Annotated in this window: 22 protein-coding genes, 1 other RNA gene and 1 riboswitch; of the genes, 4 read left to right on the top strand and 19 right to left on the bottom strand. The window is 63.0% G+C overall.

All coding sequences use genetic code 11. The annotated features are described in order from the left end of the window. Nucleotides 1-58: 58 nt before the first annotated feature. Nucleotides 59-799 carry a DUF554 domain-containing protein gene (locus tag B5F19_RS07950; protein ID WP_087289568.1) on the bottom strand — a complete coding sequence of 247 codons (741 nt, stop codon included), beginning with the start codon at nt 797-799 and terminating at the stop codon, nt 59-61. Nucleotides 800-1,370: 571 nt separating this feature from the next. Between B5F19_RS07950 and B5F19_RS07945 the strand changes: the two genes are divergently transcribed. After that, nucleotides 1,371-2,414, top strand: coding sequence for a tyrosine recombinase XerC (locus tag B5F19_RS07945; protein ID WP_087289567.1), 1,044 nt, complete (start codon nt 1,371-1,373; stop codon nt 2,412-2,414). 314 nt (nt 2,415-2,728) lie between these two features. On the opposite strand, the gene B5F19_RS07940 is transcribed toward B5F19_RS07945, so the two are convergent. From B5F19_RS07940 to murD, 9 genes are all read right to left on the bottom strand, one after another. Beyond that, the gene (locus B5F19_RS07940) at nt 2,729-3,853 is read right to left on the bottom strand and encodes a DUF362 domain-containing protein (RefSeq protein WP_087289566.1); all 1,125 of its coding nucleotides are present in this window, start codon (nt 3,851-3,853) and stop codon (nt 2,729-2,731) included. A 50-nt stretch (nt 3,854-3,903) separates the two neighbouring features. Beyond that, complete coding sequence (locus tag B5F19_RS07935; protein WP_087289565.1) at nt 3,904-4,857, bottom strand: DMT family transporter; 954 nt, start codon at nt 4,855-4,857, stop codon at nt 3,904-3,906. Nucleotides 4,858-4,969: 112 nt separating this feature from the next. Next, a complete protein-coding gene (gene ligA / locus B5F19_RS07930) occupies nt 4,970-6,943 on the bottom strand; it encodes an NAD-dependent DNA ligase LigA (protein ID WP_087289564.1) in 1,974 nt (657 codons plus the stop codon). Nucleotides 6,944-7,167: 224 nt separating this feature from the next. Continuing rightward, nucleotides 7,168-7,896: a sporulation protein YunB gene (gene yunB / locus B5F19_RS07925; RefSeq protein WP_087289563.1), complete on the bottom strand. Its 729-nt coding sequence runs from the start codon at nt 7,894-7,896 to the stop codon at nt 7,168-7,170. Nucleotides 7,897-7,954: 58 nt separating this feature from the next. Beyond that, a complete protein-coding gene (locus B5F19_RS07920; protein ID WP_087289562.1) occupies nt 7,955-9,202 on the bottom strand; it encodes a methionine gamma-lyase family protein in 1,248 nt (415 codons plus the stop codon). An 83-nt stretch (nt 9,203-9,285) separates the two neighbouring features. Next, nucleotides 9,286-10,284 (bottom strand): M42 family metallopeptidase, encoded by a 999-nt coding sequence (locus tag B5F19_RS07915; protein ID WP_087289561.1) that lies wholly within the window; start codon nt 10,282-10,284, stop codon nt 9,286-9,288. Nucleotides 10,285-10,437: 153 nt separating this feature from the next. Continuing rightward, on the bottom strand, nt 10,438-11,460 hold the full coding sequence (locus B5F19_RS07910) for a M42 family metallopeptidase (protein ID WP_087289560.1): 1,023 nt from the start codon (nt 11,458-11,460) through the stop codon (nt 10,438-10,440). After that, the gene (locus tag B5F19_RS07905) at nt 11,457-12,494 is read right to left on the bottom strand and encodes a M42 family peptidase (RefSeq protein WP_087289559.1); all 1,038 of its coding nucleotides are present in this window, start codon (nt 12,492-12,494) and stop codon (nt 11,457-11,459) included. The genes B5F19_RS07910 and B5F19_RS07905 overlap by 4 nt, the downstream gene beginning before the upstream one ends. A 781-nt stretch (nt 12,495-13,275) precedes the next feature. Next, nucleotides 13,276-14,658: a UDP-N-acetylmuramoyl-L-alanine--D-glutamate ligase gene (murD, locus tag B5F19_RS07895; RefSeq protein WP_087289557.1), complete on the bottom strand. Its 1,383-nt coding sequence runs from the start codon at nt 14,656-14,658 to the stop codon at nt 13,276-13,278. A gap of 138 nt (nt 14,659-14,796) precedes the next feature. Here murD and rnpB point away from each other — a divergent pair. Both rnpB and mgtE read left to right on the top strand, forming a co-directional pair. Beyond that, nucleotides 14,797-15,152, top strand: an RNA gene (gene rnpB / locus B5F19_RS07890) — RNase P RNA component class A. Between the two features lie 361 nt (nt 15,153-15,513). Beyond that, nucleotides 15,514-15,673, top strand: a riboswitch (M-box (ykoK) riboswitch). A 330-nt stretch (nt 15,674-16,003) separates the two neighbouring features. After that, complete coding sequence (gene mgtE, locus B5F19_RS07885) at nt 16,004-17,008, top strand: magnesium transporter (RefSeq protein ID WP_087289556.1); 1,005 nt, start codon at nt 16,004-16,006, stop codon at nt 17,006-17,008. Between the two features lie 463 nt (nt 17,009-17,471). On the opposite strand, the gene B5F19_RS17470 is transcribed toward mgtE, so the two are convergent. Next, on the bottom strand, nt 17,472-17,903 hold the full coding sequence (locus B5F19_RS17470; protein WP_162612545.1) for a DUF6291 domain-containing protein: 432 nt from the start codon (nt 17,901-17,903) through the stop codon (nt 17,472-17,474). Nucleotides 17,904-18,277: 374 nt separating this feature from the next. Between B5F19_RS17470 and B5F19_RS07870 the strand changes: the two genes are divergently transcribed. Beyond that, nucleotides 18,278-18,694 (top strand): hypothetical protein, encoded by a 417-nt coding sequence (locus tag B5F19_RS07870; RefSeq protein WP_087289553.1) that lies wholly within the window; start codon nt 18,278-18,280, stop codon nt 18,692-18,694. 71 nt (nt 18,695-18,765) lie between these two features. Here the strand turns inward: B5F19_RS07870 and mtnA are convergent, their stop codons facing one another. From mtnA to B5F19_RS07830, 8 genes are all read right to left on the bottom strand, one after another. Beyond that, nucleotides 18,766-19,842 carry an S-methyl-5-thioribose-1-phosphate isomerase gene (mtnA, locus tag B5F19_RS07865; protein ID WP_087289552.1) on the bottom strand — a complete coding sequence of 359 codons (1,077 nt, stop codon included), beginning with the start codon at nt 19,840-19,842 and terminating at the stop codon, nt 18,766-18,768. 1 nt (nt 19,843) lies between these two features. Then, nucleotides 19,844-20,521, bottom strand: a complete 678-nt coding sequence (locus B5F19_RS07860) for a class II aldolase/adducin family protein (RefSeq protein ID WP_087289551.1) — start codon at nt 20,519-20,521, stop codon at nt 19,844-19,846. Nucleotides 20,522-20,526: 5 nt separating this feature from the next. Beyond that, nucleotides 20,527-21,360, bottom strand: a complete 834-nt coding sequence (locus tag B5F19_RS07855; RefSeq protein WP_087289550.1) for an EFR1 family ferrodoxin — start codon at nt 21,358-21,360, stop codon at nt 20,527-20,529. A 48-nt stretch (nt 21,361-21,408) separates the two neighbouring features. Continuing rightward, nucleotides 21,409-21,699 carry a putative quinol monooxygenase gene (locus tag B5F19_RS07850; protein WP_087289549.1) on the bottom strand — a complete coding sequence of 97 codons (291 nt, stop codon included), beginning with the start codon at nt 21,697-21,699 and terminating at the stop codon, nt 21,409-21,411. 18 nt (nt 21,700-21,717) lie between these two features. After that, complete coding sequence (gene ruvX / locus B5F19_RS07845; protein WP_087289548.1) at nt 21,718-22,143, bottom strand: Holliday junction resolvase RuvX; 426 nt, start codon at nt 22,141-22,143, stop codon at nt 21,718-21,720. Between the two features lie 289 nt (nt 22,144-22,432). Beyond that, nucleotides 22,433-23,098, bottom strand: a complete 666-nt coding sequence (locus tag B5F19_RS07840; RefSeq protein WP_087289547.1) for a TIGR03936 family radical SAM-associated protein — start codon at nt 23,096-23,098, stop codon at nt 22,433-22,435. Further along, the gene (locus B5F19_RS07835; RefSeq protein ID WP_087289546.1) at nt 23,091-24,935 is read right to left on the bottom strand and encodes a TIGR03960 family B12-binding radical SAM protein; all 1,845 of its coding nucleotides are present in this window, start codon (nt 24,933-24,935) and stop codon (nt 23,091-23,093) included. Before B5F19_RS07835 ends, B5F19_RS07840 begins: the two co-directional genes overlap by 8 nt. A 234-nt stretch (nt 24,936-25,169) precedes the next feature. Next, nucleotides 25,170-26,369, bottom strand: a complete 1,200-nt coding sequence (locus tag B5F19_RS07830; RefSeq protein WP_087289545.1) for a pyridoxal phosphate-dependent aminotransferase — start codon at nt 26,367-26,369, stop codon at nt 25,170-25,172. Nucleotides 26,370-26,616 lie beyond the last annotated feature (247 nt).

Here is a 26,616-nt window from a genome sequence, read left to right as displayed (position 1 = left end):
CTTCAAATAGAACAGAGCCCCTCCGAAGCGGCCGGAGAGGCTCTGTTTACCCATCAATTTATATCGGAAGGAAAGACACCGCCCACTGAAACACCGGTCCGAAAACCAGGGCAGGGAGGAGGTTGGCCACTTTAAACTTGGCGCCGAAGCACAGGTTGACCCCCACGCAGAAGATGAGCATATTTCCCAGCAAGGACAGGTTGGCGATGACCCCATCGCTGAATATTGGGGCCACCAGCCCGGCGCAGAGGGTGACCGCCCCCTGGAGCACTCCCACCGGCAGGGCGGAGAAGATGGCCCCTTTGCCGTAGATGGAGGCGAAGATCATCACGATCATAAAGTCCAGGATGGATTTGGTGTACAGGGTGGCCGCGTCGCCGGTGAGGCCGTCCTGAATGGAGCCTACGATGGCCATAGCCCCGATGCACACGGTGAGGGAGGCGGTGACAAAGCCCTGGATAAAATGACTGTCGCCGCCCCGGTCGGCCTTGGCTTTCAGCCAGGCCCCCAGCTGCTCCATGCGCCGGTCCAGGTCGATGAATTCGCCCGCCAGCGCCCCCAGGGCCAGTGCCAGGATCATGGCCAGGGTTTTGCCCGTGCCGGCAGAGGAGAGAACGCCGTTTTCCGCGGCCAGCATCCCCGCCAGAGCCCCCGAGGCCCCAATGAACAGGGTGGCCAGCCCCAGAGCCTTCAAAATACCCTCCTGGTAGTGCTCTTTCAAGCCGCCCTTGGCCAGCAGGCCCAGTGAGCCGCCCGCTATAATGGCCAGGACATTGGCGATGGTTCCCGTGCCGATCATGGAGAATTCCCCCTGTCGATTCCGTTATGTCCTTTGAAATTATAGCAGGTTTTCCCGGGAAGGGAAAGGGAGCACGCGAAAATAGACTGGACAAGCGGTGGGAGGCAGCTGTTTGCAGCTGTTTAAAGTGGGGGCGGCTCGAAAGCACGGGGCCGTCGGGACAGGGGCGGCTCAGTATGCGTCCGTCGCAGGCAGTTTGTCAGAGCAGCGCGGCGGACAGCGCCAGTGGACACAGGCCGGACCGCTTGGGCGGTTCTGGCTCCAGAGCGCACCCGTGGTTTTCCGTTGACAGGACCTTCTGGCACGTGGTAAGATAAGAAAAACAATCCAACCATGCTGAAAGAGAAGGGAGGCACAAATCGTCCGCCGCTGGAAGGAGCCTTGAGAGCCAGAAGAGCCGCCGGGGAGGGCGGCTATGAATTTGGGAATGTAGGTCAACAAAATAAAAATTTTGTTGACCTGAGAGGAGGCAAAATGGCCCCTCTCCTGGGTTTTCCCGGATTTCAGGCCTTTGGAGCCTGCGGCGCTCCAGGTCCGGCTTCTTGTCTTTTGCTGCACGATTTGATTACTTGTGACGGATTATCGCACTGATGCACCGCCCATCCTGCGGGATTTCCTGGTCTACCACGAGACCATCCAGGGCCACTCCCGCCGGACCGTGGACGAATATTTTCTGGACCTGCGGAACTTTTTCCGCTTCCTCAAGCTGGACAAAGGCCGCGTCGCCCGCAATACGCCGCTGGACCAGATCTCCATTGACGACGTGGATCTGGAGCTTGTCGGCTCCGTCACCCTCAGCGACGTGTATTCCTATATGAACTACCTGTCCCGGGACCGGATCGTCCATCCCAACAGCCCGGACGCCCACAGCGGGCTCTCCGCGCCCGCCCGGGCCCGTAAGGTGGCCGCCATCCGCTCCTTTTATAAGTACCTCACCAACAAGGCCAAGCTGATCTCCGAAAACCCCATGCAGGACCTGGATTCGCCCCATCTGAGAAAGTCGCTGCCCCGGTATCTGGATTTGGAAGAAAGTGTCAGCCTCTTGGACCACGTGGACGGGGCCAATCAGGCCCGGGATTACTGTATCCTAACTCTGTTTTTAAACTGCGGCCTGCGGATCTCCGAGCTGGTGGGGCTGAACGTCACCGACGTGCGTGGCAATCAGCTGCGGGTGTTGGGCAAGGGCAACAAGGAGCGGATGCTCTTTCTCAACGAGGCATGTCAGAGCGCGCTGGAGGACTGGCTCACCGAGCGGAGCATGCTCACCCTGGTGGACCAGAACGCCCTCTTTGTAACCTTGCAGAACCGGCGGCGCATCTCCCGGGCGGCGGTTCACAAGCTGGTGAAGAAGCATCTGGCCGCCGCCGGCCTGGACAGCACCCAGTACTCCGCCCATAAACTGCGCCACACGGCCGCCACCCTGATGCTCCAAAACGGCGTGGATGTGCGCACCCTCCAGGAGGTGCTGGGCCACGACCACCTGAACACCACCCAGATCTACACCCACGTGGACAACGACGATTTACGCACAGCCGCCCGGGCCAACCCCCTGGGGAAGGTGAAAAAACGGGGGAAACTAGAGGAAAACAAGGAAAACGAGGGAGAAAAAATGTAGCCTCTCCCCTTCCCGCCTACCATCAGAAGAACCGGAAAGGGCCAGAGGCTTTGTTCCTCTGGCCCTCAGGCCGTCGAAAAAGTCTAGAGACTTTTCCGACGGCCTGCAAAAATGCCGTTACTTTCCCGCCGTTCAGCGGCGGAAAAGTCCTCGCTGCGCTCGCTGAACGCCTTGCCATGCAAGGCATTCAGGGCATTCGATCCCACTCGAGGCGGGCTGCCGCCCCCTCGAGCTCCCCCGCCCACACTCGGGAGGTTTTTCGACAAGCTGAGGGCCAGAGAATTTGTTCCTCTGGCCCTTTTTAGTTTCAGGATTTATACGCGGATCAGCTCATAGCTGCGGCTGCCCAGGCCGATCTTCTCGGCGTGCTCCAGACAGCTCCTCCAGTCGGTCTCCGGGGTGGTGTTCTTGAAGTGGTCGTGGTGGTCGCAGAAGCCCTCGGCGTGCATGTTGTCGTCCAGCAGGCTGCCGGGGATGGGCTCCTGCTTCAGGCAGGCGTCGGCGCAGGCCTGGTCCAGGGCCACCGGGTCAAAGGAGGCGAACATGCCCACATCGGGCAGGATGGCCATGTCGTTCTCCCCGTGGCAGTCGCAGTAGGGCGACACGTCGATGACCAGGCTGATGTGGAACTGGGGCCGCCCGTCCACCACCGCCTTGGCGTACTCGGCCATCTTCCGGTTCAAGTCCGGGATTGCCGCGTCATTCTCCGCCGAAATGGCGTCGAAGTTGCAGGAGGCGATGCACCGGCCGCAGCCCACGCACTTGCTGTGGTCGATGGAGGCCTTCCGGTCCTCCCCATAGGAGATGGCGTCCTGGGCGCACTGCTTGGCGCACTGGCGGCAGCCCACGCAGCGCTTGGCGGAGACGGTGGGCTTTCCCGCCGCGTGCTGTTCCATCTTGCCCCGGCGGCTTCCGCAGCCCATGCCGATGTTCTTGATGGTCCCGCCGAAGCCGGTCATCTCGTGACCCTTGAAGTGGCTCAGGCTGATGAAGATGTCCGCATCCATGATGGCCCGGCCGATCTTGGCGGCCTTCACGTACTCCCCGCCCCGGACCGGGACCTCAATGTCGTCGCTGCCCTTCAGGCCGTCGGCGATGATCACCTGACAGCCGGTGGAGTAGGGGGTGAAGCCGTTCTCATAGGCGCTCTCAATGTGCTCCAGGGCGTTTTTCCGCCGCCCGGGGTACAGGGTGTTGCAGTCGGTCAGGAAGGGCAGGCCGCCCAGGAACTTGATCACGTCGGCCACCCGCTTGGCGTAGTTGGGCCGCAGGTAGGTCAGGTTGCCCGGCTCCCCGAAGTGGATCTTGATGGCGGTCATTTTGTGGTCAAAGTCGATGTCGCCGATTCCGGCGGCGCGGATCAGCTTCTCCAGCTTGTCCAGCTGGCTGACGCCGATCTGGGTGCGGAGGTCGGTGAAATAAACTTTGGATGTTGGCATCTTGGTTCTCTCCTCACATTTTTTGAATTGGAAAAATACTTCCCTGTTGGTCAGAAGCGGGAAAAGGCAACGCCCCGCTTGGTCTCGATCACCCCAGGCACAATGGCGCAGAAGGAGCCCGCCACGATCAAAATGATCCCCAGCAGCATGTTCAGCGGGATCTCCTCCCCGTGGAGGGCCCAGGCCAGCACTGGGGACAGGGCTGGCTTGAAGAAATAGACCAGAGAGACAATGCTGGCCGGCTGGTACTCCATGGCCATGAAGTAGGCGCAGAAGCCCACGCCCGCCACACCAGCGGACACATACAGCACCACGGGCAGGTTTTCCAGGGTGTATCCGGCAAACAGCGGAATGTTGGCAAAGGCGGGCAGCCCCGCCGCGGTGATGGCCTGGGCCGCCGCCGGGATGTGGGTGAGGCCGATGAACACCAGGATGATCAGACTGCCAAACAGGAATCCGAAGCAGGTGACCACCGAGCCGCCGAACTGGGCCACTTTTTTCTTTCCCATGACTCCGTAGATGGCAAACAGAATGGTGGCCGCCAGGGCCAGCACCACGCCGAAGGGGTCCAGGCGGGTCTCAAAGGGGTTGATGATGGCCACGGTCCCCAGCACCTCCAGCACCAGGGCGGCGATGTGGCGGCCCCGGATGGCCTCGCCCAGGAACAGAAATGCCAGGAAGGTGACGAACACCGGGTTGCAGCTGAACAGCACGGCCACCACCCCGGAGTCCACGTAGTTCACCGACAGCTGATAGATGGGCATGCAGATGGCGATACCCACCAGGCCCAGCAGGGCGAAATAGGCCACGCTTTTCCGGTCCAGAGACAGCCCCCGCTTTTTCAGCGTCCGCCAGGCCAGCGGGGCCAGGAACAGAAAGCCGATGAAGAAGCGGGCGAAGGTGAGCTGGACGGAGTTAATTTCCCCAGCGATGTATTTTAGTGCCACTTCAAAAGTGCTGAACATGATGGTGGCGATGGCAATAAAGATGTACCCCTGTTTCATATCCGCTCCCCTTTTCTCTCCAGCGTAGGAAGCGGGCGGACCGCAACACGGCCCGCCCGCCGGCATAGTTGATTATAGCACAAAAACAGGGACTTGAACAGAGTGGAGCCGGTCAGGCCAGAAGATTTTGGAACTCCTCCTCAGTGAGGACGGGAATGCCCAGCTCCTGGGCCTTTCTGAGCTTGGAGCCCGCCGCCTCCCCGGCTACCACGTAGGTGGTCTTTTTGGACACGGAGGAGACAGACTTGCCCCCCCGCTCCTCGATGAGGGCGGAGGCCTGGTCCCGGGTGAAGCGCTCCAGCGAGCCGGTGAGCACAAAGGTCATGCCCGCAAAGCGCTGGTCGCTCCCCTGCTCCGCCGCCGTCATGTTCACCCCCGCCTCCTTCAGGCGGGCGATGAGGTGCTGGCTCTGGGGGCTGGCAAACCAGTCCAGGATGCTCTGAGCGGTGATGGCCCCGATGTCGTCCACGGCGGTGAGCTCCTCCAGGGCGGCGCTCTGGATGGCGTCCAGGGTGCGGAACCGGGCGGCCAGAATCTTCCCCGCCTTCTGCCCCACCTGCCGGATGCCGAAGGCGTACAGCAGCCGGGACAGGTCCTGCTCCTTGGAGCGCTCGATGGCGGCGATCAGGTTCTGGGCGGACTTCTTGCCCATCCGCTCCAGGGGCTCCACGTCCTCCGCCTTCAGGAAGTACAGGTCCCCGGGAGTCTTGACCAGCCCGGCGTTCACCAGATTCTCCACCACGGCAATGCCCAGGCCTTCAATGTCCATGGCGTCCCGGGAGGCAAAGTGGGCCAGATTCCGCAGCAGCTGGGCGGGGCACTCGGCCCCGGTGCAGCGGATGTGGGCCCCGTCCTCGTCCCGCTCCACGGGGGCCCCGCACACGGGACACACCGTGGGGAACACATAGGGGACCGTCCCCTCGGGCCGCTTCTCCCCTACCACGGACAGAATCTCCGGGATGATCTCCCCCGCCTTGCGCACCAGCACCGTGTCCCCGATGCGCACGTCCTTCTCGGCAATGAAATCCTGGTTGTGGAGGGTGGCGTTGGTGACGGTGGTCCCCGCAAGCCGCACCGGCTCCAGCACCGCCTTGGGGGTGAGCACCCCGGTGCGGCCCACCTGGATGACGATGTCCACCACCTTGGAGGGCTTCACCTCCGGGGGGTACTTATAGGCCGCCGCCCACCGGGGGAACTTGGCGGTGCTGCCCAGGGTCTCCCGCTGAGCCAAATCGTTGACCTTGATGACCGCACCGTCGATATCAAAGGGGAACTCCTCCCGGCCCTCCCCGATGGCGGCCACCCGGTCCACCGCCTCCTCAATGGTGGCGGCGCTGTAATGGGGAATCACTTTAAAGTTCTTGGACTTCAGATAGTCCAGCGTCTCCAGGTGGGTGCGGAACGTCTCCCCCTCCGCCCACTGGACGTTAAAGACCGCAATGTCCAGCTTCCGGGAGGCGGCCACCTTGGGGTCCAACTGCCGCAGGGACCCGGCGGCGGCGTTCCGGGGGTTGGCAAAGAGGGCCTCCCCCCTTCTCTCCCGCTCCTCGTTGAGGGCGTGGAACACCTTCTTGGGCATATAGACCTCCCCCCGGACAATGAGCTGGCTGGGGGCGTCCGGGATGCGCAGGGGAATGGACTTCACCGTCCGCAGGTTTTCGGTCACGTCCTCCCCCACCTGGCCGTCCCCCCGGGTGGCCCCCCGGACAAACAGGCCGTTTTCATACTCCAGGGCCACGGACAGACCGTCCACCTTGGGCTCCACGTCGTATACCGCGTTGGGGACCACACCCTTCACCCGCTGGTCGAACTGTCGCAGCTCGTCGTAGTCAAATACGTCCTGGAGGGACTCCAGGGGCACCTTGTGGACCACTTGGGTAAAGGACTCCAGGGGTTTTCCGCCCACCCGCTGGGTGGGGGAATCGGGGGTGATGAGCTCGGGGTGCTCCCCCTCCAGCTCCTCCAGCCGGCGGAGCTTGTGGTCGTAGTCGTAGTCCGACATGCTGGGGTTATCCTGTACATAGTACTCGTAGTTGGCCTGCTCCAGCTCCCGGCGAAGGGCCTGGATCTCCTCTTGAATGTCCATCAAAGTTCCTCCTGCGTTTGACTTGGTGGGGATTTCATGGGAATGACGCGCCCCATGCGATATGTCGGGTTGTAGGGACAGTGTCCCCGATAGCCCGTGAACAAGCGGCCCTGCGTGTCCGACTCTGCGACAAATCAGCGGGGGTGTGCGCAGGGGCGGATATGATCCGCCCGTATCCAATTTTCACTGCGGGAACAGCGGGCGGCTGATAGCCGCCCCTACAACTAAAATCCCCCGTTTTGTAAAAAGATCTGGGGCACCTGCCCCACAATGACGGTCTCGGCGATGGGGATCTGGGTCTCGCACACCGCCTCCACCGCTCCGCCGGGGAGCATGAGGGTCAGGGGGACCGCAAGCTCCAGGTCGATCTTGTGGAGGGTCTGGTTCACCCCGGCGGAGGAGAACTGGCTTTGAAACTCCCCCTCCACCGTGCCCACCGTCATGGCGTGGACCTTCATGGTGGGCCCCAGGCCCCAAAGCAGGTCCAGGTCCACCAAACTGCCCAGGGGAATCTGGATCTGGGACACGTCCACCCCGTCCAGGGCCTCCAGCACCACCCCGATCAGCTCCGCCCGGAGCTGGTTCATGGCCGCCGTGTTGGTGGTCAGGGCGGTGATGGTCCCCGCGGAATCCCGCTGGATGGTCACCAGATCTGAGTAGGTGACCGCCTCCTCCCCCAGCTGTTCCCAGATGGCGTGCTCGATCACCCCGGCCACGGCGTTTTGTGCCTGGGCCTGGGCCGCCGTCACCACCATGGGCCGCAGCCGGGCCTCCAGAAAGCCGATGACCGCGGCGGCCAGCAGGATACCCACCAGCAGGGTCACCTGCCAGGGCCTGGGACGCCGCCAGCGCGCCCGCACGGGAGCCGCCCCGGAGCGCCCGCCTCTCCTTGCGCGGGGGCGCAGCGGGCGCCGGGACCGGAAATACCGCCGCAGCCGCCAAAGCAGGTCCATACGCCTCCCCTCCCATCAAGAGAGGATATGCGCCCGGCGGCTTGGCCTATCTCAATTTTTAGTGGTTCAGCAGCTCCTCCACCGCCAGCAGGACCCCCAGCTTGCCCGACTCGAAGGTGAGGCCGCCCTGGAGGTACACGGTGTAGGGCTCCCGCATGGGGGCGTCGGCGGACAGCTCGATGGACGCCCCCTGGATGAAGGCTCCCGCCGCCATAATGACCTGACAGTCATAGCCGGGCATGTCCCAGGGCTCAGGAGTGACGTAGGAGTCCACCGGGGCCCCGAACTGGATGCCCTTGCAGAATTTCTTTAACGCCTCGGGCTCCTTCATGTGGATCATCTGGATGATGTCGTGGCGCACCGCCGAGGACACCGGCTCGGTCTCATAGCCCAGGAGCTCCATCACCCGGGCGGCAAATACGGCGGTCTTGACCGCCTGGGCCACCGTGTGGGGGGCCAGAAACAGGCCCTGGTACAGCAGGCGGTTGTTCCCCAGGGTGGAGCCGCACTCCGCCCCGATACCGGGCACCGTCAGGCGCATGGCGGCTCCCTCCACCAGGTCCCGCCGCCCGGCGATGTAGCCGCCGGTGGGGGCCAGGCCGCCGCCAGGGTTTTTGATGAGGGAGCCCACCACCAGGTCGGCCCCCATGTGGGTGGGCTCGATGGTCTCCACGAACTCCCCGTAGCAGTTGTCCACGATGACCGCCGCGTTGGGATTGGCCTCCTTGATGACGCGGCACATCTCCCCGATCTCCGCCACCGACAGGGACGCGCGGGTGGAGTACCCCTTGGAGCGCTGGATGAGCACCGCCTTCACCCGGGGGCCGGCGGCCGCCTTGGCCATTCCATCCAGGTCGGGCTTGTTGTCAAGGAGTTCTACCTGCCGGTATTCGATACCGTAGTCTTTCAGGGACCCGTGGCCCTTGTCCACCGCGCCGATCACCCCCAGCAGGGTGTCGTAGGGGGCCCCCACAGCGGACACCAGCACGTCCCCCGCCTTCAGACAGCCGTACAGGGCGGCGGCGATAGCGTGGGTACCGTTGACGAACTGGATGCGTACCAGGGCGGCCTCGGTGCCGAAGATCTGGGCGTAGATCTCGTCCAGCTTGTCCCGGCCCAGGTCGTCGTAGCCGTAGCCGGTGGTACCGGCGAAGTAGGCGTCTGATACCCGATGGGTCTGGAAAGCGTCCAGCACCCGGGCGGCGTTCTCCTCGGCGATGGCGTCGATACGGGCAAACTGGTCCTTTAATTCCTCCTGGGCCCGGCGGCCCAGTTCTTTTACTTTTTCGCTGATCTGTAAACTCATAGTTTGGTTACTTCCTCTTATTTTTTCTGTTTTTCCGGGGGAGATTTCGCCGCCCCGGCGGCGAAATCCTCCGCAAAAACTGATTAAGACATTTTCTTCTCCACAAATGCCAAAACCAGCTCCACGCACGCCTGCACGTCAGAGAGGTCCACCATCTCCACCGGCGTATGGATATACCGGCAGGGCACGGACACGCCGCCTGTTTTGACCCCGGTGCGGCTCACATGGATGGCCCCCGCGTCGGTGCCCCCGGTGCGTAAAATGTCCCGCTGGACGGCGATACCGCGCTCCAGAGCTGTCAAGTCTAACTCCTTCACGATCTCTGAGTGGCAGATGACAGAGTGGTCCATCAGCTTGATAGCCGCCCCTTTTCCCAGCTGGACGGTGCCGCACCGGTCTGTGCCGGGAGTGTCGTCCACGTCGGTGACGTCCACCGCCAGGGCGTAGTCGGGTTCGATGGCATAGGCGGCAGTTTTGGAGCCCCGCAGCCCCACCTCCTCCTGAGTGGAGAATACAAAGTAGAGATCGTTAGGGCAGTTTTCCGGCAGCTTCTCCAGCACCTGGAGGAGAATGGCACAGGAGACCCGGTTGTCCAGGTAAGGGGAAATCACTTTCCCACCGCTGGAAAACGTGGGTGTGTCGTAGACGGCGGTGTCACCAATCTGAACCATCTCCCGGGCCTGAGCCTCGTCTCTGGCTCCAATGTCCAGGTAGCACTCGTCCAGCTTCAGCTTGGAGAAGGAGGCCTTTTCCTCCTTCACCACCACGCCCCGCACGCCGTTCTGGAATCGGACAGGGGTGTACAAAATCTCCTGGGGGGCGACGCCTCCCAGCTTGCCCACCCGGAGGAAGCCCTCCTTTTCAACGTGGGTGACAATGAAGCCGATGGAGTCCATGTGGGCGCACAGCATCACCTTGGGGCCGGGTCCCGGCTTGTGGATGATAAGATTGCCCATGGTGTCGGTGGAGGCCTCCCCGCCATAGGGGGCGGCCAGTTTTCGGATGGCCTCCCGGACACCCCCCTCGTTGCCGGAGGGGCCGTGGGCAGAGACCAAAGTTTGAATCAGTTCAAAAAGTTCCATGAAGAAACTGCTCCTTTGTGAGGTTCAGAAAATGTGTGCCTATTTGCAGGGGCGGCCCAGGTGTGCCAAATAGTAGGCCGCAGGACGGCGGGGGCAAGTCCCCGCCCTATGTGGTACAAGTTCCCGGCGGGCCATTCAACGAAAACTGGTGGTTCAAATCCTCGCCAAATGATCCAAAAACGCCCGGGTCAGCTTCCGCATATTCTCAAAGTCCGAAATACACCCCACGCTGGCGGGGGCGTGCAGGTAGCGCACGGCGGCGGAGAGGGCCGCCACCCGCACCCCGGCCTTGGAGCGCTGGATGGTCCGGGTGTCGTTGCCCCCGGCGATATATTCCTTGGTCTGCCAGGGGATGTTCCGCTCCTCCGCAAGGCTTCGCAAGGTCTCAAACAGCTCCCGGTCGTAGATGGTCCCCCCGTCCATGTAGGAGATCACCGGCCCCTTTCCGGGGGCGCATACCCGCCGGGCCCCCTCGATCTCGGGCAGATCGGCGGCGGTAGTGGTCTCCAGCACCAGGGCGATCTCCGGTGTGACCGAAAAGGCGGCCCCAAAGGCCCCACGGGTGCCCACCTCCTCCTGGGCGGTGAAGGCGAAGGTCACATCCAGAGGCAGGTCCTCCTTCAGCAGCTCCAGCAGAATGGCGCAGCCCACCCGGTCGTCGATGGCCTTGGACTTGAGGAAGCCGTCCCCCAGCTCCTCCGGCTCCCCCACAAAGGCGCCGTAGGCGCCCAGGGGGACCTTGGACAGGGCCTCCTCCCTGCTGGCGGCTCCAATGTCCAGATAGAGGGAGTCGGTCTTGGGGACCTTCTTCCGCTCCTCCGCCGTGAGCATGTGGATGGCCTTCATGCCCACAATGCCGGGCACCCGGTCCGGGCCCAGCTCCACCGGCTTGCCCAGCACCACCCGGCGGTCCACGCCGCCCACAAAGTCGAACTTCAAAAATCCGTCCTCGGTGGCCCGGGTGACAATGAGACCCACCTCATCCATGTGGGCGCACAGGAGCACCTTACTCCCCGTGGCCCTCCTGCCCCGTTTGAACACGATCAGATTGCCCAGAGCGTCGGTACAGATGGCGTCGGCGTAGGGCTCCGCCTGAGTTCGGAGATAGTCCCGCACCGCATCCTCGTCCCCGGATACCCCGTTCAGGGCGCACAGGGTCTTTAATGTCTCAATCACAGGGCCTCCGCCTCCTCTCCCAGTCCCCGCACAAAGGCGGCCAGCAGCTTTGCGGTGTTGATCAGGTCGTCCCCATGGACGGTCTCAATGGGGGTGTGCATATACCGCAGGGGGACGGACAGCACCGCCGTGGCGATCCCCTCCCGGATGATCTGCATGGGCCAGCCGTTGGTGCCTGAGGAGCCGGCCATCACCTCGTACTGCACGGACAGCTCCAGCTCCTGGGCTTTTTGTTCCATGCGCTTGGACATCCATTTGGTGCAGTTGGGGCCCAGGCCGATCACCGGCCCCTTCCCCAGGGGGAAGGTCTTTTCCTTGGACGCGTCCGGGGAGTCCCCGTGGGTCACGTCCACCGCCACGCAGAAATCCGGAGCCAGGCCGTAGGCGGCGGTGATGGCTCCGGTGCTGTGGGTCTCCTCCTGGGTGCTGCCCAGGAGATACAGGTCCACGTCCAGCTCTGCGTCCTTCAACTGCTCCGCCGTGTCCAGCAGGACGGCAAAGCAGGCCCGGTCGTCCAGGGCCTTGCCGCACAGGAGCTTGTCCCCCAGGTTGCGGCAGCCGGTGCGGTAGACGGCTGGGGTGCCCACGGGGATGCGGCGCTGGGCCTCCTCCTGGGTGAGACCCACGTCGAGAAACAGGTCTTTGATGGGGATTGCCTGATCCATATCCTCCCGGCTCTGGATGTGGGGGGGCAGACAGGCCACCACCCCATAGGCGGGGGGATCGGAGAGAATGGTCAGCTCCCGGTCGGGGAGCATCCGGGGGTCCACCCCGCCCAGAGGGGCGAAGCGGAGAAAGCCGTCCTGATGGCCGGTGACAATAAAGCCGATCTCGTCCAGGTGGGCGTCCAGAAGCAGTTTTCTGGCCCCCTCCTTTCCGCAGCAGCGCACGCCCACCACATTGCCCATTTTGTCGATCCACGCCTCGTCCACCAGGGGGCGGAGCAGCTCCAGGGCCGCCTGGGCGGCGGGGGTCTCAAAGCCGCTGGGGGCGGGGATGGAGCATAATTGTTCTAATGTTTCCGGGTAGTTCAAGGAATTGGTTCCTCCTTGTTTGCGTCTGTTTTTTATCGTGGGAGAGTTTCGCCGCCTGCTGGCGGCGAGTTTCTTTTTGGACGGCCAAAAAGAAACTAAAAAGCCGCCAGGGGGCCGTTCAGATGGACGCTTCGCGCCCATATTCACGGTCCCCTGGACCCCCGTTTACGGGGGCCGCCAATGCGGGAACTTGGCGGTCAACGCAAAGGCGCGGGTAGTTCAGTCGAACGCCTGCCCCTCGTCTTTCGCTGCCGCTTACCTGGCGGTAAATAGAGAGCTGGGCACTCCCCTATTTGAGTGCGCCTTTGTTGCGGTGGGGCTCAAGTTCAGCTCAGGAATACGGCGGGAGGGGCAAGCCCCTCCCCTACAAGTGCTCAAGAAAGCCTTCCTGACTTGGGTAGGGGAGTCCCTTGGGGCTCCCGTCGTCAACGAATCTGGTACCGTTGGCTCGGCCAAGCCAGGCGCGGCTGTGGGACCGCACCAGCCGCAATTTTTGCAAACCCAGGGCCCCGTGGCCCGGGAGAAATTGCGGAGGTCACTCAGATTTTGCGCGCCGGAAGTATCTGGGAACTTCTCAGGAGGGTCCCCCGTGAATGGGGTCCAGGGGGGCGCGAATATGGGCGCGTGAGCGCCCATCCTGAGCGGCCCCCTGGTGCCTCTTTGGCTTCTTTCTGGGCATCCAGAAAGAAGCTCGCCGCCCGCAGGCGGCGAAACCTCCTGCAAGACGGGAGCGCTGCCCGAGCAGAAAGGAACCCGCCCCGCAGGGCGGAACCCTGCCAAATCAAAGCTCCTGCACCAGCTGCTTAAACACCTGCCCCCGCTCCATGAAATTCTTGAACCGGTCGAAGGCGGCGCAGGCCGGCGAGAGGACCACGATGTCCCCCGGCTGGGCGGCGGCCCTGGCCTCTTTTACCGCCCCGGCCAGATCCCCGGCCATGAAAATATCGGGGGTGTGGGGCCCATACCCGTCCGCCTGCTCCACCGCCTGGCGGATGGCGGGGGCGGTGTCCCCGGTGAGGACCAGGGTCTTCACCCGGTCCACGATCTCCAGGCCAAGCTGGGTAAAGGGGACTCCCTTGTCGTATCCGCCGGCAATCAGAATGACCTTCTGGGGGAAGGACTCCAGACAGGCGGTGGTGCGGGTGGGGCTGGTGCCGATGGAGTCGTTGTACCAGCGCACCCCGTCCAGCTCCCGGACGAACTCGATCCGGTGCTCCACTCCTTTGAAGCGCAGGGCCACCGCCCGGACGCATTTGTCGGGGACCAGGCCGTCCACGGCGGCGATGGCGGCCATATAGTTTTCAATATTGTGGTCGCCGGGGAGCTGGATGAGCTCCAGGGGGAGCACCTCCCGGCTGCCCTGCTCGTTGGTGAGCCAGATGGCCTCGTCCCGGAGGTAGACCCCCTCGTCCAACTGCCACTTCCGGCTGAACCAGGTGACGGGGCACACCGCCTCCGACGCCATGCTCCGCGCCCCCGGGTTGTCAAAGTTTAAAATCAGCCGGTCCTCAGGGCTCTGGTGGAGGAAAATATTTTTCTTGGCCTGGACATACTCCTCCATGGTGTGGTGGTAGTCCAGGTGGTTGGGGCTTATGTTGGTGACCACGGCGATATGGGGGCTCTGGTCCATGGTCATCAGCTGGAAGGAGGACAGCTCCAACACGGCGTAGTCCTCCTCCACCATGTCGGCCACGTCGGCCAGCAGGGGCCTGCCGATGTTCCCCCCCACATACACGTTCTTCCCCGCCTCTTTTAAAAACTCGGCGATGATGGTGGTAGTGGTGGTCTTTCCGTCGCTTCCAGTGACGCCGATGAGCCGCCCGGGGCAGGTCTGGAAAAACACCTCCATCTCCGAACTGAGAGCGGCCCCACGCTGGACGGCGTCCAGCAGCTCCGGGGTGTTGGGGCTCAGACCCGGGGTGCGGAAGATCAGCTCCTCCGGGAGGTCCTTCAGGTAGTTCTCCCCCAAGATCAGCCTGGCACCCAGGCTCTCCAGCTCCTGGGCCTGCTCGGCCAGCCGCTCCCGGGGCGAGCGGTCCCGGACGGTGACCTCCACCCCGGCCCGCAGAAGCATTTTAATGAGCGGGATGTTACTTACCCCCATGCCGATGACGGTGACCCGCCGGCCGCTGAGCTCGGACAGATACTCTTTGATGGTAGACATAACGCCCCCTCCTTCCATTCCGTTCCAGTGAATTCTTACCTGGTTAGTATATTACCATAGCGGCCGGAAAAATTCAATTCCCAAGAACCCGGCCCTTTTATTTGACAACCGTCCGGTTTTCCGGTATGATAGAGGGCGCAAGCGGGCTGGACAGCCGCGCGGGCGGGGCGAAAGGCCCGTCTGTGAGGAAAGTCCGGGCTCCACAGGGCAGGGATAACGGGTAACACCCGCCGGGGGCGACCCTAGGAAAAGTGCAACAGAAATAGACTACCGCTCCGCCATGGGGCGGCAAAGGTGGAAAGGTGAGGTAAGAGCTCACCCGATGGCGTGTGAAAGCGCCCATCGCTGTAAACTCTATCCGGAGCAACGCCGTGGAGGGACACATAGGCCGGCCCGGCCGTCCCGGGGAGGCGGCTTGAGCGCGTTGGCAACAGCGCGTCGAGATAGATGGCTGTCTTAAAAGACAGAACCCGGCTTACAGGCCCGCTTGTACCAGAGGGGATACGCGTTTCGGCGCGTATCCCCTCAATCTGTTGAAAAACCTCTGCGGAGCAGAATCCGTCTGAGCTCAGCCGGGGGCCGCCGCGCCGCGGTGCGGCGCAAAAGCAGCGGCGCTTTTTGACGGAGCCGCCGCCCTCCTCCTGCATATTTTCTCGCAGGGAGCAATGCCTTCGGGGATAGGCGCGGAAACTGCGGGCGGCCGCTCCCCCGAAGGGCGGCGCTCTCCGGGACGCTCCGTACGGGACTGGAAAACGGGAATAAACTCCCCCTCTTTTTCACAAAATACAGGAAATATTCACATAAAAGCGGAAGAAAAATTTTCTTGACACGGCGTTTGACGCCGTGGTATACTGACCGCGGACCCGGTAGGTAAGGCTACCACAGGGATATGGGCCGCTGCCGCAAAAGGATGGAGACATCCTGCGCTGGTTTGAACAGGGCCTGTCGAATGCAAGGCAGGCTCTAATGTGGCTTCACCGCCCTGTGATGCTAAAGCTCGGACGGCGGCCCATGTGTTTTGAGAGAACAAAGACACGCGAGACTGCCGCCGCAGCTTCGCGTGTCTCTCTTTTTCCGGGCCCTTCCAAATCAAAACAAAGTGAGGTGAGTTCCATGGACAGCGGCAGCCGAGGTCACGGAAGACGAATATGGCCCCATACCCTCCGCGTCCATGGAGCGGGACGCGGAAGGCGCGCCGGAGGGTCCGCCTGAAAACGGCGGAAGACGGCGTCTCCCGCCCTCTTTTCCGGCCTGCCCGGGTTTCCCAGCCCTGCTCGAATCGACCGGACCTCCCTGTCTTTGACCGCCGGCTCTGCCGGACTTCGACGACAAGGAGGAAATTCCCATGATGAAGAACAACATTCTGTACACCGCGCCTGCCGCCCAGGATACGGTGGCGGCCGTCATGTCCCGGGAGCCCCTGTTCCTCTCCCCCCGGATGACCGCCCGGGAGGCCCTGGCCCGTCTGCGCCAGGTGGGTATCCCCCAGGACTTTTTGACCAACTGCTATGTGGTGGATGAGGAGGGGCTCCTGCTGGGCCTGCTCACCGTCCGCACCCTGCTGACTCTGCCGGAGAGGGCCCGTCTGGACCAGGCCGCGGAGGCGCCGAAGGCCGTCCTGGCCCCCCAGGAGGACCAGGAGCGGGCCGCCGCCCTCCTGGATCAGCTGGAGGTGTCCGAGCTGCCCGTGGCCGATGGGTCGGGACGTCTGGTGGGCACCTTCACCGCCGAGGACGCTCTGGGCGTTCTCAAAGAGGAGGCCACCGAGGACATGGAGCGTATGGCCGCCATCCAGCCCTCGGAGCGCCCCTATCTCCTCACCCGGGTCCTGGACCTGTACCGGCACCGGGTGGTGTGGCTCCTGCTGCTGATGATCTCCGCCTCCTTCACCGGAGCCATCATCACCTATTTTGAGGACGCCCTGGCCGCCCAGGTTGCCCTCACCGCCTTCATTCCCATGCTCATGGACACCGGAGGCAACTGCGGCAGCCAGTCCTCGGTCACCGTCATCCGAAGCCTCTCTCTGGGGGAGCTCCGGTGGGGCGACTGGTGGAGAGCCTCCTGGAAGGAGCTCCAGGTGGGCGTTCTGTGCGGCGTGACCCTGGCCCTGGTCAATCTGGCCCGGCTGACCCTCTTCAGCCAGGTGGGAACCGCCGTCGCCCTGGTGGTCAGTCTGACCCTCATTGTCACGGTGGTCTCCTCCAAGCTGCTGGGCTGCCTGCTGCCCATCGCGGCCAGCCGGCTGGGGCTGGACCCCGCCGTCATGGCCAGCCCCCTGATCACCACCATCGCCGACGCCGTCTCCCTGCTGGTCTACTTCCGCATCGCGGTCCTGCTGCTGGCCATCTAGGCCATTCAGCCAGCGGATGTAAGCACTTCATCCTCTGTCCACGATTTCTTTACCACTTTTTCAGACTGCCTTCAGGTCCGTCTGATAGGATAGTGCCATTCTCATCAGAGAGACCAGCTATAAAAAGTCAAGAGTTAAAAGAGAAAAGGGTAAAAGGAAAGAGGTGGAATAATCAAAGCAGGGCAAAAGGCCACAGTGGTAACTGTGACTGAGATGAACGGAGTATGTAAGAGGCCAGGATCTCAATAAATTCAGATGCGGTAGGGGTACAAGTCAGCGGATAGCCAGCTATCTCGGCCAAGAGAGGACGGTTGATTTTCCATGCCCTCGCTACGGCGGTTCGGATATTGCGTTCCACCGCAGTCCAAGTACAGTTGAAGTGGAACGCGGTCTCCATGTAGATTTCTTTTGTGACAGCCTCCAGGCGGTCCTCGTCTTCAACAGCGAGCTGAATGGCATATTTTCAGCTCTCTTTCGCCGACAGGGCCTCGTCCTCCCTCCGGCTCTCCTCCAAAACCCGGCGGGCCAGCTCCACGTCCTGGCGGTAGCGCTCCAGGGACTGGGGGCTGTCCTGGGCGGGCGAGGCCGGCCGGGCGGCGAGGGGCGCTCTCCCCTGCTGCTCCCGGCGGCGGGTGCGCAGCTCCTGCTGGGTGAGCCACTTCTGAGTGTCCCGCAGCACCCCGGCCGCCAGAAAGCGGCAGGCCACCGAGGCCTGCTGGGACATCTGGGGGTACAGGTCCAGGACCTCCTCGATGCCCACGGAGGTGTCCTGCCACACCCGGTCCGCATAGGAGCACAGGGCGGACAGCAGCCACCCGCGCTGGTCCGGCGGCAGGCTCTCCACCGCCAGAATATTGTCAAAATAAAAGACGAACCCTCGTTTTCGATTGTTCAAAGCTTTCGCCTCCTTCTACCCTCCTGGAAAAGGGGGCGTTTTGTGGCACGTTCCCGTACAACTAGGGCTCCGTTATAGTAACAGTCACAGTTACAGTCACAGTTACAGTCACAGTTACAGTTACATGTTAATGTCATTGTTATTGTCATTGTCACTGTTACAGTAATAGTGCCGCGCCCGGGGCGGCGGAGAGAGCGGAGAAAGAGAAATTTTTCTGCGTCCGCTTCCGCCCCAACCCCCAGGCCGGAACAGCCCGGCCAATTTTCCATGAAAAACCCGCTTTCTCCATTTGACAACCCTCCCACATAGACTATAATATAGGGTGAGGAAAGACCCGACCGCCTGCTTCGGTTCTGGGAAAGGAGGCCATGGAAATGAACCTGGAATTGAGTCAAAAGCAATTTCGCCGTCTGCTTGACCTGGTGTACATCGGAAACTGGATCTTGAATTCCACCCGGGGCGATCAGCGCTTTACGGATTATGACGAGGTGGAGAGCCTTCTGTTCGGGAGGGCCGCGCTGGAGGGCATGCCCTCCCTGGCGGAGCTGTATCAGGGGGAGATCGTCCCCTCCCGCGCCTTTGTGGAGGGCGGAATCCACGAGGCCATTATGGAATATGAGAACAATGTGTTTTTTGACATCCTGGCGGAGGATCTGGCCCGCCGGGATATGGACGACGCTCCCATCGACGAGAGCAACTACGACGAACTGACCAGCCGCATCGACGCCTACATCGCCGAATTTGAACAGCACGGCACCGACAATATCCTGGTGGATCTGGATACGCCGTAAACAGCCGCAAGCAAACGCAAAACAGCCGCCTTCGGGCGGCTGTTTTTTGCATCTCAGTATGACAAGTAAATTTACTTGCTGGATATTGTCTCAAAAAGCTTTTTCAGCGACCGGGAGAAGGGCGGGCGGCAGACGCCGTACTCGGTGACGATGCCGGAGATCAGGGTGTGGTCGGTGACGTCGAAAGCGGGGTTATAGCACTTCACCCCCGCCGGAGCCATGGGCTCCCGGTACCACAGGGAGCGGATCTCCTCCCCGTCGCGCTCCTCGATTGGGATGTGGGCCCCGTCGGGGCAGGTCCAGTCGATGGTGGAGGTGGGGCCCAGCACATAGAAGGGGACGCCGTAGTGCCTGGCCAGAATGGCCACTCCGCTGGTGCCGATCTTGTTGGCCGCGTCCCCGTTGGCGGCCACCCGGTCGCAGCCCACAAAACAGGCCTGAATGGAGCCGTTTTTCATCACCATGGAGGCCATATTGTCACAGATGAGGGTCACATCCACCCCCGCCTGCTGCAGCTCCCAGGCGGTGAGGCGGGCCCCCTGGAGGAGGGGCCGGGTCTCGTCGGCAAACACTTTTAGGGGGATTCCCCGCTCGTGTCCCAGAAGGATGGGACCCAGGGCGGTGCCGTATTTGGAGGTGGCAAGGGGTCCCGCATTACAGTGGGTCAGCACCCCGTCCCCCGGCTTCAGGAGGGACAGGCCGTGCTCGGCGATTTTTTGGCACATCTCCTCGTCCTCCCGGCGGATGGCCCGGGCCTCCTCCCCCAGGGCGGAGACGATGTACTCGGCCGGCGCACCGGCCATCCGGGCGGCCCGGCGAGTGAGCCGCCCCACCGCCCAGGCCAGGTTTACCGCTGTGGGCCGTGAGCTGACAAGCACTTTTCCCTGTCGGTTCAATTTATCCAAAAAGGCGGGGCCGGATAATCCCTGCTCTATGAGCTGCCGGGCCAGCACGTACAGGCAGTACCCGGCGAAGATGCCGATGGCGGGGGCGCCCCGCACCCGCAGGGACTGGATGGCCTCCACCATGTCCGGAAGCCGGGTCACTGTGCGGTACTCCACCCGGTTGGGGAGCTGGCTCTGGTCCAGCAGGACCACGCTCCGGTCCCCCTCCCCCAGGCGGACGTTGAGGATCTCCTGTTCTGCCATGTCAGTCCTCCTTTCCGGGCTCCCGGCGGCCGGCGAGGCGCTCATACCGGCCGGACAGGGCCAGCAGCCCCTGGGTCTGCTCCCGGGTGAGCTCCACGCCCCCGCCCAGCAGCTGGACCCAGGCGTAAATTTTGGCGGTCTGCTCCACCGTCTCCATGCGGTCGAAGGCCTCCCACAGGTCCCGCCCCCAGGCCAGAGCCCCGTGGTTGGCCAGGAGCACCGCGCTGTGATGGGCCGCAAAGGGGCGGATGCTCTCGGGCACCTCCTGGGTGGAGGGCATGGCGAAGGGGGCCACCGGCACCTCCCCCAGGCCGCTCACCGTCTCGGTGAGGTAGGGCTCCCTCAGGGGCGTGCGCCGGATGGCGAAGGCGGTGGCCATGGGGGGATGGGCGTGGACCACCGCCCCGGCGTCGGGCCGCTCTTTATAGACCAGCAGGTGCATGGCCGTCTCGGAGGACGGGTAGCGCTCCCCGGAGCGCACCCGGCCCTCCAGATCGCACACCACCAGCATGTCCGGCTCCAGGCGGCCCTTGCTCACCCCGGAGGGGGTGATGAGGATGCGGTCCTCCCCCAGGCGGAGGGACAGGTTTCCGTCGTGGCCCACCACATAGCCCCGCTGATAGAGGAGCTGTGCCGCACGGCACAGCTCCTCCCGCAGTACAAGTTCTGTATGGTCCATATCCTTTACACGAAGATCTCGCTGGGGGCCCGGCGGCCGGCGTACTGGTCCTCCAGCTCGTGCTGGTGGTACAGGTAGCCCTCGTGGTCGAAGTACTTGGCTCCCGTGGGGCACTTCTTCACGCAGGCGCAGCACTTGATGCACTTGCCCGCCACGTTGGACACGTCGGCGGGGTCGATGGAGCCCATGGGGCACAGCCGGGCGCACAGCCCGCACTTCACGCACTTGTCCGGGTCGGTCACCGGCTTGGCCTTCAAAAAGTCCTTGATGGGCTCCCCGTGGCGGTCCCGGGGGGTGTAGTAGGGGCGGATGGGGTCGCAGCCGGTAACGGAGACCGCCTGGGCGGGAATCTCTGTCAAGGCTTTCACCTTTTCAGCCGCTTTCTCCCCCAGCTGGGCCACCAGGGCCATGTCCTCCCCGTCGGGGCGGCCTGCGCCCAGGACCTTGGAGAAGGAGTGCTCCCCCACGAAGGCCCCGGCGGCCACGGGCATGAAGCCGTTGTCCCGCATCAGGTTGCGCAGCTCGATGAGGCCGTCGTCGTAGTTCCGGTTGCCGTACAGCACCACGGGCACCCCCAGGGTGCCGTTCCCCTTGATGTGGTCCCGCACATAGGGCATCAGCAGGTTGGGCACCCGCCCGGCGTACACCGGAGTGCCCAGCACCACCAGATCCTCCGGCCCGAAGGACAGGTCCTTCTCCCGGGCCTGGGGCAGGTTGAAGCAGTAAGTATCATACCCGGCTCCCAGCCGCTCCGCCAAATCCTTGGCCAGGGTGGTGGCCACCTTCTCGGTGGTGCCGGTGCCGCTGAAATAGACGGCCCAGACCGTTTTGATGTTCATAAAAACTTCCTCCTCACATATATCTCGTCCGCCTGCGGCGGGGTGCGCTCAGTCCGGAATGGTGCAGGAAATCAGCTTGGTGTCCGCCACATACTCCGGCTTGAAGGCGGCCATCTGCTTCATGTGCGGGGTCTCCAGGTGGGCCTTCTGGGCCGGGGCTCCGGTCCACTTCTCGATGAGCAGCAGGGTGCCGTCCTCCTCCTCGGGCAGGTAGTAGGAGTAGCCCAGACAGCCCTCCTCCCCCCGGATGGCGTCCAGAATGCCGCTCTCCCGGATTTTGCGGACAAAGGCATCCCGCTGTCCCGGGCGCATGGTGTAGGTCACCTGTATCAAAAGCATGAGCAAAACCCTCTTTCGTCAAATTTCCCCCCGGGTCCTCCGGAAGGTGAGATACCCCTCTAAGATCAGGGAGGCGGCCACCGCGTCCACCGTCTTTTTCCGCTTTTTGGCGTTCTTCCCCGCGTCAAAGAGGATGCGGTGGGCGTCGATGGTGGTGCGCCGCTCGTCCCACAGCACGGGCCTGAGGCCGGTGGCCTCCTCCACCTGCCGGGCGAAGTCCCGGTAGAGCTGGGCCCGGGGGCCCTCCGTCCCGTCCATGTTCCGGGGGAAGCCCATCACCAGCTCGTCCACCTGGTACTGCTCTATCAGCCTGCGCAGCTCCTCCAGGACCACCTGGTCCTTCCGGCTGTGGATGGTGGTGGTGGTCCCCGCCAGCAGGCCGGTGGGGTCGGAGATGGCCACCCCCGTGTGGGCGTCTCCGTAGTCGATTGCCATGATGCGCATGGCCTCTCTCCTCTCTTGGTTTGGTCAAAATGTCTCTTATCACTATACCGTAAAATGGGGGAAATTACAAGGGAGGGACCGCTTTTTTGAGGGGGTGTTTTGGGGCTCTTTCGGGGAGTTTTGCCGCCCAATCTTCTCTAGCCTTCCCCTTGGGGGGAAGGCTTTTGGGAGATCCAGCCCTCTCTCCAAGGGAGAAGGCTTTTGAGGGGGAGCGCCCCATCATCACCTCCGAATGAAACAAAAAAGAAGGGCGGCCCGACGGACCGCCCAGAGGGACAAACGAGAAAAATCAGCGGAACGCCTTCCCCTCTCCGTCCAGCACCTCCCGCCGGTGGAAGGTGACGAAATCGGGGGCCAGGTCGGGATAGGCCTGACAGAAGGCGGCGCGGATGAGCTCCGGGTTGAGGCCCGGGTTCTGAGCCTGGACCACCGCGTCCAGGGTGAGGGTGTCGCTCTGGCACTCCAGGTTGAAGCTGCGGATGAGGGGGATCAGGTCCACCTCGGTGTAGCCCTTCTTGGACTTGTTGCTCTTCTTCTGGATGACCAGGCTGTCCCGGCGGAGGAGCTCCTGCATGGCGGGCTCGGTCTCCTGGGGGCGGCCCTCGGAGTACTCAAAGTTCATGATGTAGTTGAGATAGGTGAGCTCCTTGAGCTTGCGCTGGGCGGGGTAGCACTGGTGGATCACGATGCCCTCGGGCATGGCGGCGGTGAGCCGGGCGGGCACCGCCTCATAGGGCGTACCCTCCAGCAGGCCGAACTCCAAAATCTCGCACTGGCTGGAGTAGCCCACCGACAGGGGCAGGGCGATGGACACAAAGGGGTGAGGGTGGAACCCCTCGGTGTGCTTGATGGGGATGCCCGCCCGGGCAAAGGCCCGCTGGAAGGTGCGCATCAGATCCAGATGGGAGATGTACTTGGCCCGTCCGGTTTTGGAAAACAGCAGGCGGTCAGCCATTGCACACCCCTCCCTTCAACAGTCGATTGGCCCCGCAGCCGGAGCAACGGGTGCGGCAGTCCGGGGTGGTCTGGGAGGAATAGCACTGCTCCCGCTCCCGCCACAGGAAGGCGGGGGTGACCATGGGGTCGATGCGGCACCAGGGGAACACCTCGTCCCGAGGCCGCTCCCGGTGGGCGTAGAAGTCCCCGTCCACCCCGCAGGCCTTCAGGGCGTCCATCCACCGCTGGAAATCAAAATACTCGCTCCAGGAGTCCATCTTGGCCCCGTGGAGCCAGGCGTACTCCAGCACGTCGGCCAGCCGCCGGTCCCCACGGGAGAAGACGGCCTCCAGATAGCTGGTCTCCGGGTCGTGCCAGTTGTAGGTGATGGACTTGTCCCGCTTCAGGGCGTCCCGCAGCAGGTCCACCCGGCGCTGGTACTCCTCCCGGGTGATCTGGGCCTCCCACTGGAAGGCGGTGTGGGGCTTGGGAACGAACCAGGAGGTGGAGACGGTGATCCGCACCCCCCGGGCCTTGTTGGGGGAGCACTCCTTCCAGGCAAAATATACCTTTCGTGCCAGATCGGCGATGCCCAGCACGTCCTCGTCGGTCTCGGTGGGCAGACCCAGCATGAAGTAGAGCTTCACGCCGTTCCACCCGCCGGAGAAGCAGGTGCGCACCGACTGGAGGAGGTCCTCCTCCCGCAGGTTCTTGTTGATGGCGTCCCGCAGCCGCTGGGTGCCCGCCTCGGGGGCGAAGGTGAGGCCGCCCTTGCGCACCCGCTGGAGACGCTCCATCAGGTTCATGGAGAAGGTGTCCGCCCGCAGGGAGGGCAGAGACAGCCCGATGTCCCGGGGGGCGCAGTAGTCCAGCAGGTCGTCGCACAGCTCCAGCAGACAGGGGTAGTCGGTGGAGGACAGAGAGGACAGAGTCATCTCCTGATAGCCCGAGTCCTCACAGGCGGCCTTGCCGTACTCCGCCAGCAGCTTGGGGTCCCGGTTGCGCACGGGACGGTAGGTGTACCCCGCCTGACAGAACCGGCAGCCCCGGATGCACCCCCGGAACAGCTCCAGCATCACCCGGTCGTGGACGATCTCGGTGGAGGGGATGATGGTTTTGACCGGGAAGTAGGACTTGTTCATGTCCTCCACGATGCGCTTGCGCACCGTCTCCGGCGCGCCGGAGCCCGCCTTGATTCGCATCTCGGCCAGGGTGCCGTCCTCGTGGTAGATGGGCTCATAGAAAGAGGGGACGTAGATGCCCTCGATCTTGGCGGCCTCCTGGAGGAACTCCTCCTTGGACCAGCACTCCTCCTTGGCCTGGCGGTAGAGCTGGATGTACTCCAGGGTCACGTCCTCCCCCTCACCCAGGACGAACAGGTCGATGAAGGGGGCCAGGGGCTCCGGGTTATAGGCGCAGGTCCCCCCCGCCACGATGAGCGGGGTGAGCTCGGGCCGGTCCTCCGACCGCAGGGGCAGTCCGGCCAGGTCCAGCATGTTCAGCACGTTGGAGTAGGCCATCTCGTACCCCAACGAAAACCCGATGATGTCAAAGTCGGAGATGGGGTCCCCGCTCTCCAGGCCGTAGAGGAGCAGGCCCTCCCGGCGCATCTCCTCCTCCATGTCCCCCCAGGGGGCGTAGCACCGCTCGCACCACACGCCCTCCTGCTGGTTCATCAGGCCGTACAAGATCCGGCAGCCCAGGTTGGACATGCCGATCTCATAGGTATCCGGGAAACACAGGGCGTACCGGACGTCCACCGCCCTCCGGTCCTTGACCACCGCGTTATATTCTCCGCCTGTGTACCGGGCGGGCTTTTGGACCTTGGGCAGGATGTGTTCCAGCGTCCGATTCATGTTGCTCCCTCATCTCTCGTTGTACAAATGGTAAAGATTATTTTACCTGTTTCCAGGGCGTATGACAACCCCTTTTTTCGAGGTAAATTGCATTTGGCGCGTTTTTCCTCCCCTGGGAGGCCGTCCGGGCCGGGCGGCCCCCATGCCGGAGGGGCCCCTCCCCTCTCCCCGGCGCGCCGGAGGACAGAAAAAAGCGCCGCGTGTGCGGCGCTTTTTGTGACAGGGAGAAAAACCTTACACAGCCTCGCCCTTCAGGAACTTCTCCAGGCGGTCCAGGCCCTCCTTGATGTTCTCCATGGAGGTGGCGTAGGACCAGCGGACAAAGTCGGGGGCCCCGAAGCCGGTGCCGGGCACCACGGCCACCTTGCCGTACTTCAGGAACAGATTGCCGAAGTCGTCGGCGTCCTTGATCACGTGGCCGAAGAGCTCCTTGCCCACCAGCTTGGAGATGTTCATCATCACATAGAACGCGCCCTCGGGCTTGATGCAGCTGACCCCCTCGATCTGGTTCATGCGCTCCACCATGTAGTTGCGGCGCTCCTCAAAGGCGGCCTTCATCTGGTCCACGGACTCCTGAGAGGCGGACAGGGCCACGGCGGAAGCTTTCTGGGAGATGGTGCAGGGGTTGCCGGTGCAGTGGCCCAGGTAGTTGCCGATGACCTTGGCGATGGGGGCGGGGGCGGCCACATAGCCGATCCGCCAGCCGGTCATGGCGTAGGACTTGGACACGCCGTTGACGATCAGGGTGCGCTCCTTGATCTCGGGGCTGATGGCGGCCAGGCTGGTGAACTCCCGTCCGTCGTAGGCCAGGCGGTAGTAGATCTCGTCGGAGATCACATAGATGTCCTTCTCCACGCACACCTTGGCGATAGCCTCCAGCTCCTGGCGGTCATACATCATGCCGGTGGGGTTGGAGGGGTTGTTCAGGATCATGCACTTGGTTTTGGGGGTGATGGCGGCGGAGAGCTTCTCGGGGGTGATCTTGAAGTGCTCGGCCTCGGAGGCGTTCACCACCACGGGCACGCCGCCCACCATCTGGATGAGTTCGATGTAGCTCACCCAGTAGGGCGCGGGCAGGATGACCTCGTCCCCGGGGTTGACCAGGGCCCGCAGAGAGGCGTACACACAGGTCTTGGCGCCGTTGGACACGGCGATCTCGGCGGGCTGGTACTCGATGCCGCAGTCCTCCTTCAGGCGCTGGCACACCGCCTTGCGCACCTCCACGGTGCCCACGGAGGGAGTGTACTTGGTGTCGTTGTTGCGGATCGCCTCAATGCCGGCCTCCTTGATGTAATCCGGGGTGGGGAAATCGGGCTCGCCGGCGCCGAAGCCCACCACGTCCTGCCCCTCCGCCTTCATCTGCTTGAACATGGAATCGATGGCCAGGGTGGTGGAGGGCTGAATGGCCAATGCGATCTTAGACAACTCTTTCATACTCTTCTACCTCCGTTAAACATAATTGCAGGATTCTATTCTATCATAGGTCTTGCCTTGCGAAATTATGCAGGATTTCCTGCTTTATTCCGCCATTCCGGGACCGGGCCGCTCACGTCCTGTTCCGGCCTGTCCTGCGGATTCACACTGTGTTATAGTATATCCTCCGGCCATTCAAATTGCAACCCTTGATTTGCTAAATTTCATCAAAAATGAATCATGGGTTCCATGCAAAATGCAAAATGGA

The organism is Pseudoflavonifractor sp. An184, from assembly GCF_002160305.1.
GTDB lineage: Bacteria > Bacillota > Clostridia > Oscillospirales > Oscillospiraceae > Lawsonibacter > Lawsonibacter pullicola.
Note: the sequence above shows the minus strand (reverse complement) of the source record. Positions and strands in the feature narration are given on the sequence as shown.

Excerpts from the sequence above, each read along its gene's own strand:
- B5F19_RS07950 (WP_087289568.1), bottom strand. The coding sequence starts at position 799 with ATGATCGGCACGGGAACCATCGCCAATGTCCTGGCCATTATAGCGGGC.
- B5F19_RS07940 (WP_087289566.1), bottom strand. The coding sequence starts at position 3,853 with ATGCCAACATCCAAAGTTTATTTCACCGACCTCCGCACCCAGATCGGC.
- B5F19_RS07935 (WP_087289565.1), bottom strand. The coding sequence starts at position 4,857 with ATGAAACAGGGGTACATCTTTATTGCCATCGCCACCATCATGTTCAGC.
- ligA (WP_087289564.1), bottom strand. The coding sequence starts at position 6,943 with ATGGACATTCAAGAGGAGATCCAGGCCCTTCGCCGGGAGCTGGAGCAG.
- yunB (WP_087289563.1), bottom strand. The coding sequence starts at position 7,896 with ATGGACCTGCTTTGGCGGCTGCGGCGGTATTTCCGGTCCCGGCGCCCG.
- B5F19_RS07920 (WP_087289562.1), bottom strand. The coding sequence starts at position 9,202 with ATGAGTTTACAGATCAGCGAAAAAGTAAAAGAACTGGGCCGCCGGGCC.
- B5F19_RS07915 (WP_087289561.1), bottom strand. The coding sequence starts at position 10,284 with ATGGAACTTTTTGAACTGATTCAAACTTTGGTCTCTGCCCACGGCCCC.
- murD (WP_087289557.1), bottom strand. The coding sequence starts at position 14,658 with ATGTCTACCATCAAAGAGTATCTGTCCGAGCTCAGCGGCCGGCGGGTC.
- mgtE (WP_087289556.1), top strand. The coding sequence starts at position 16,004 with ATGATGAAGAACAACATTCTGTACACCGCGCCTGCCGCCCAGGATACG.
- B5F19_RS07870 (WP_087289553.1), top strand. The coding sequence starts at position 18,278 with ATGAACCTGGAATTGAGTCAAAAGCAATTTCGCCGTCTGCTTGACCTG.
- mtnA (WP_087289552.1), bottom strand. The coding sequence starts at position 19,842 with ATGGCAGAACAGGAGATCCTCAACGTCCGCCTGGGGGAGGGGGACCGG.
- B5F19_RS07860 (WP_087289551.1), bottom strand. The coding sequence starts at position 20,521 with ATGGACCATACAGAACTTGTACTGCGGGAGGAGCTGTGCCGTGCGGCA.
- B5F19_RS07855 (WP_087289550.1), bottom strand. The coding sequence starts at position 21,360 with ATGAACATCAAAACGGTCTGGGCCGTCTATTTCAGCGGCACCGGCACC.
- B5F19_RS07850 (WP_087289549.1), bottom strand. The coding sequence starts at position 21,699 with ATGCTTTTGATACAGGTGACCTACACCATGCGCCCGGGACAGCGGGAT.
- ruvX (WP_087289548.1), bottom strand. The coding sequence starts at position 22,143 with ATGCGCATCATGGCAATCGACTACGGAGACGCCCACACGGGGGTGGCC.
- B5F19_RS07840 (WP_087289547.1), bottom strand. The coding sequence starts at position 23,098 with ATGGCTGACCGCCTGCTGTTTTCCAAAACCGGACGGGCCAAGTACATC.
- B5F19_RS07835 (WP_087289546.1), bottom strand. The coding sequence starts at position 24,935 with ATGAATCGGACGCTGGAACACATCCTGCCCAAGGTCCAAAAGCCCGCC.
- B5F19_RS07830 (WP_087289545.1), bottom strand. The coding sequence starts at position 26,369 with ATGAAAGAGTTGTCTAAGATCGCATTGGCCATTCAGCCCTCCACCACC.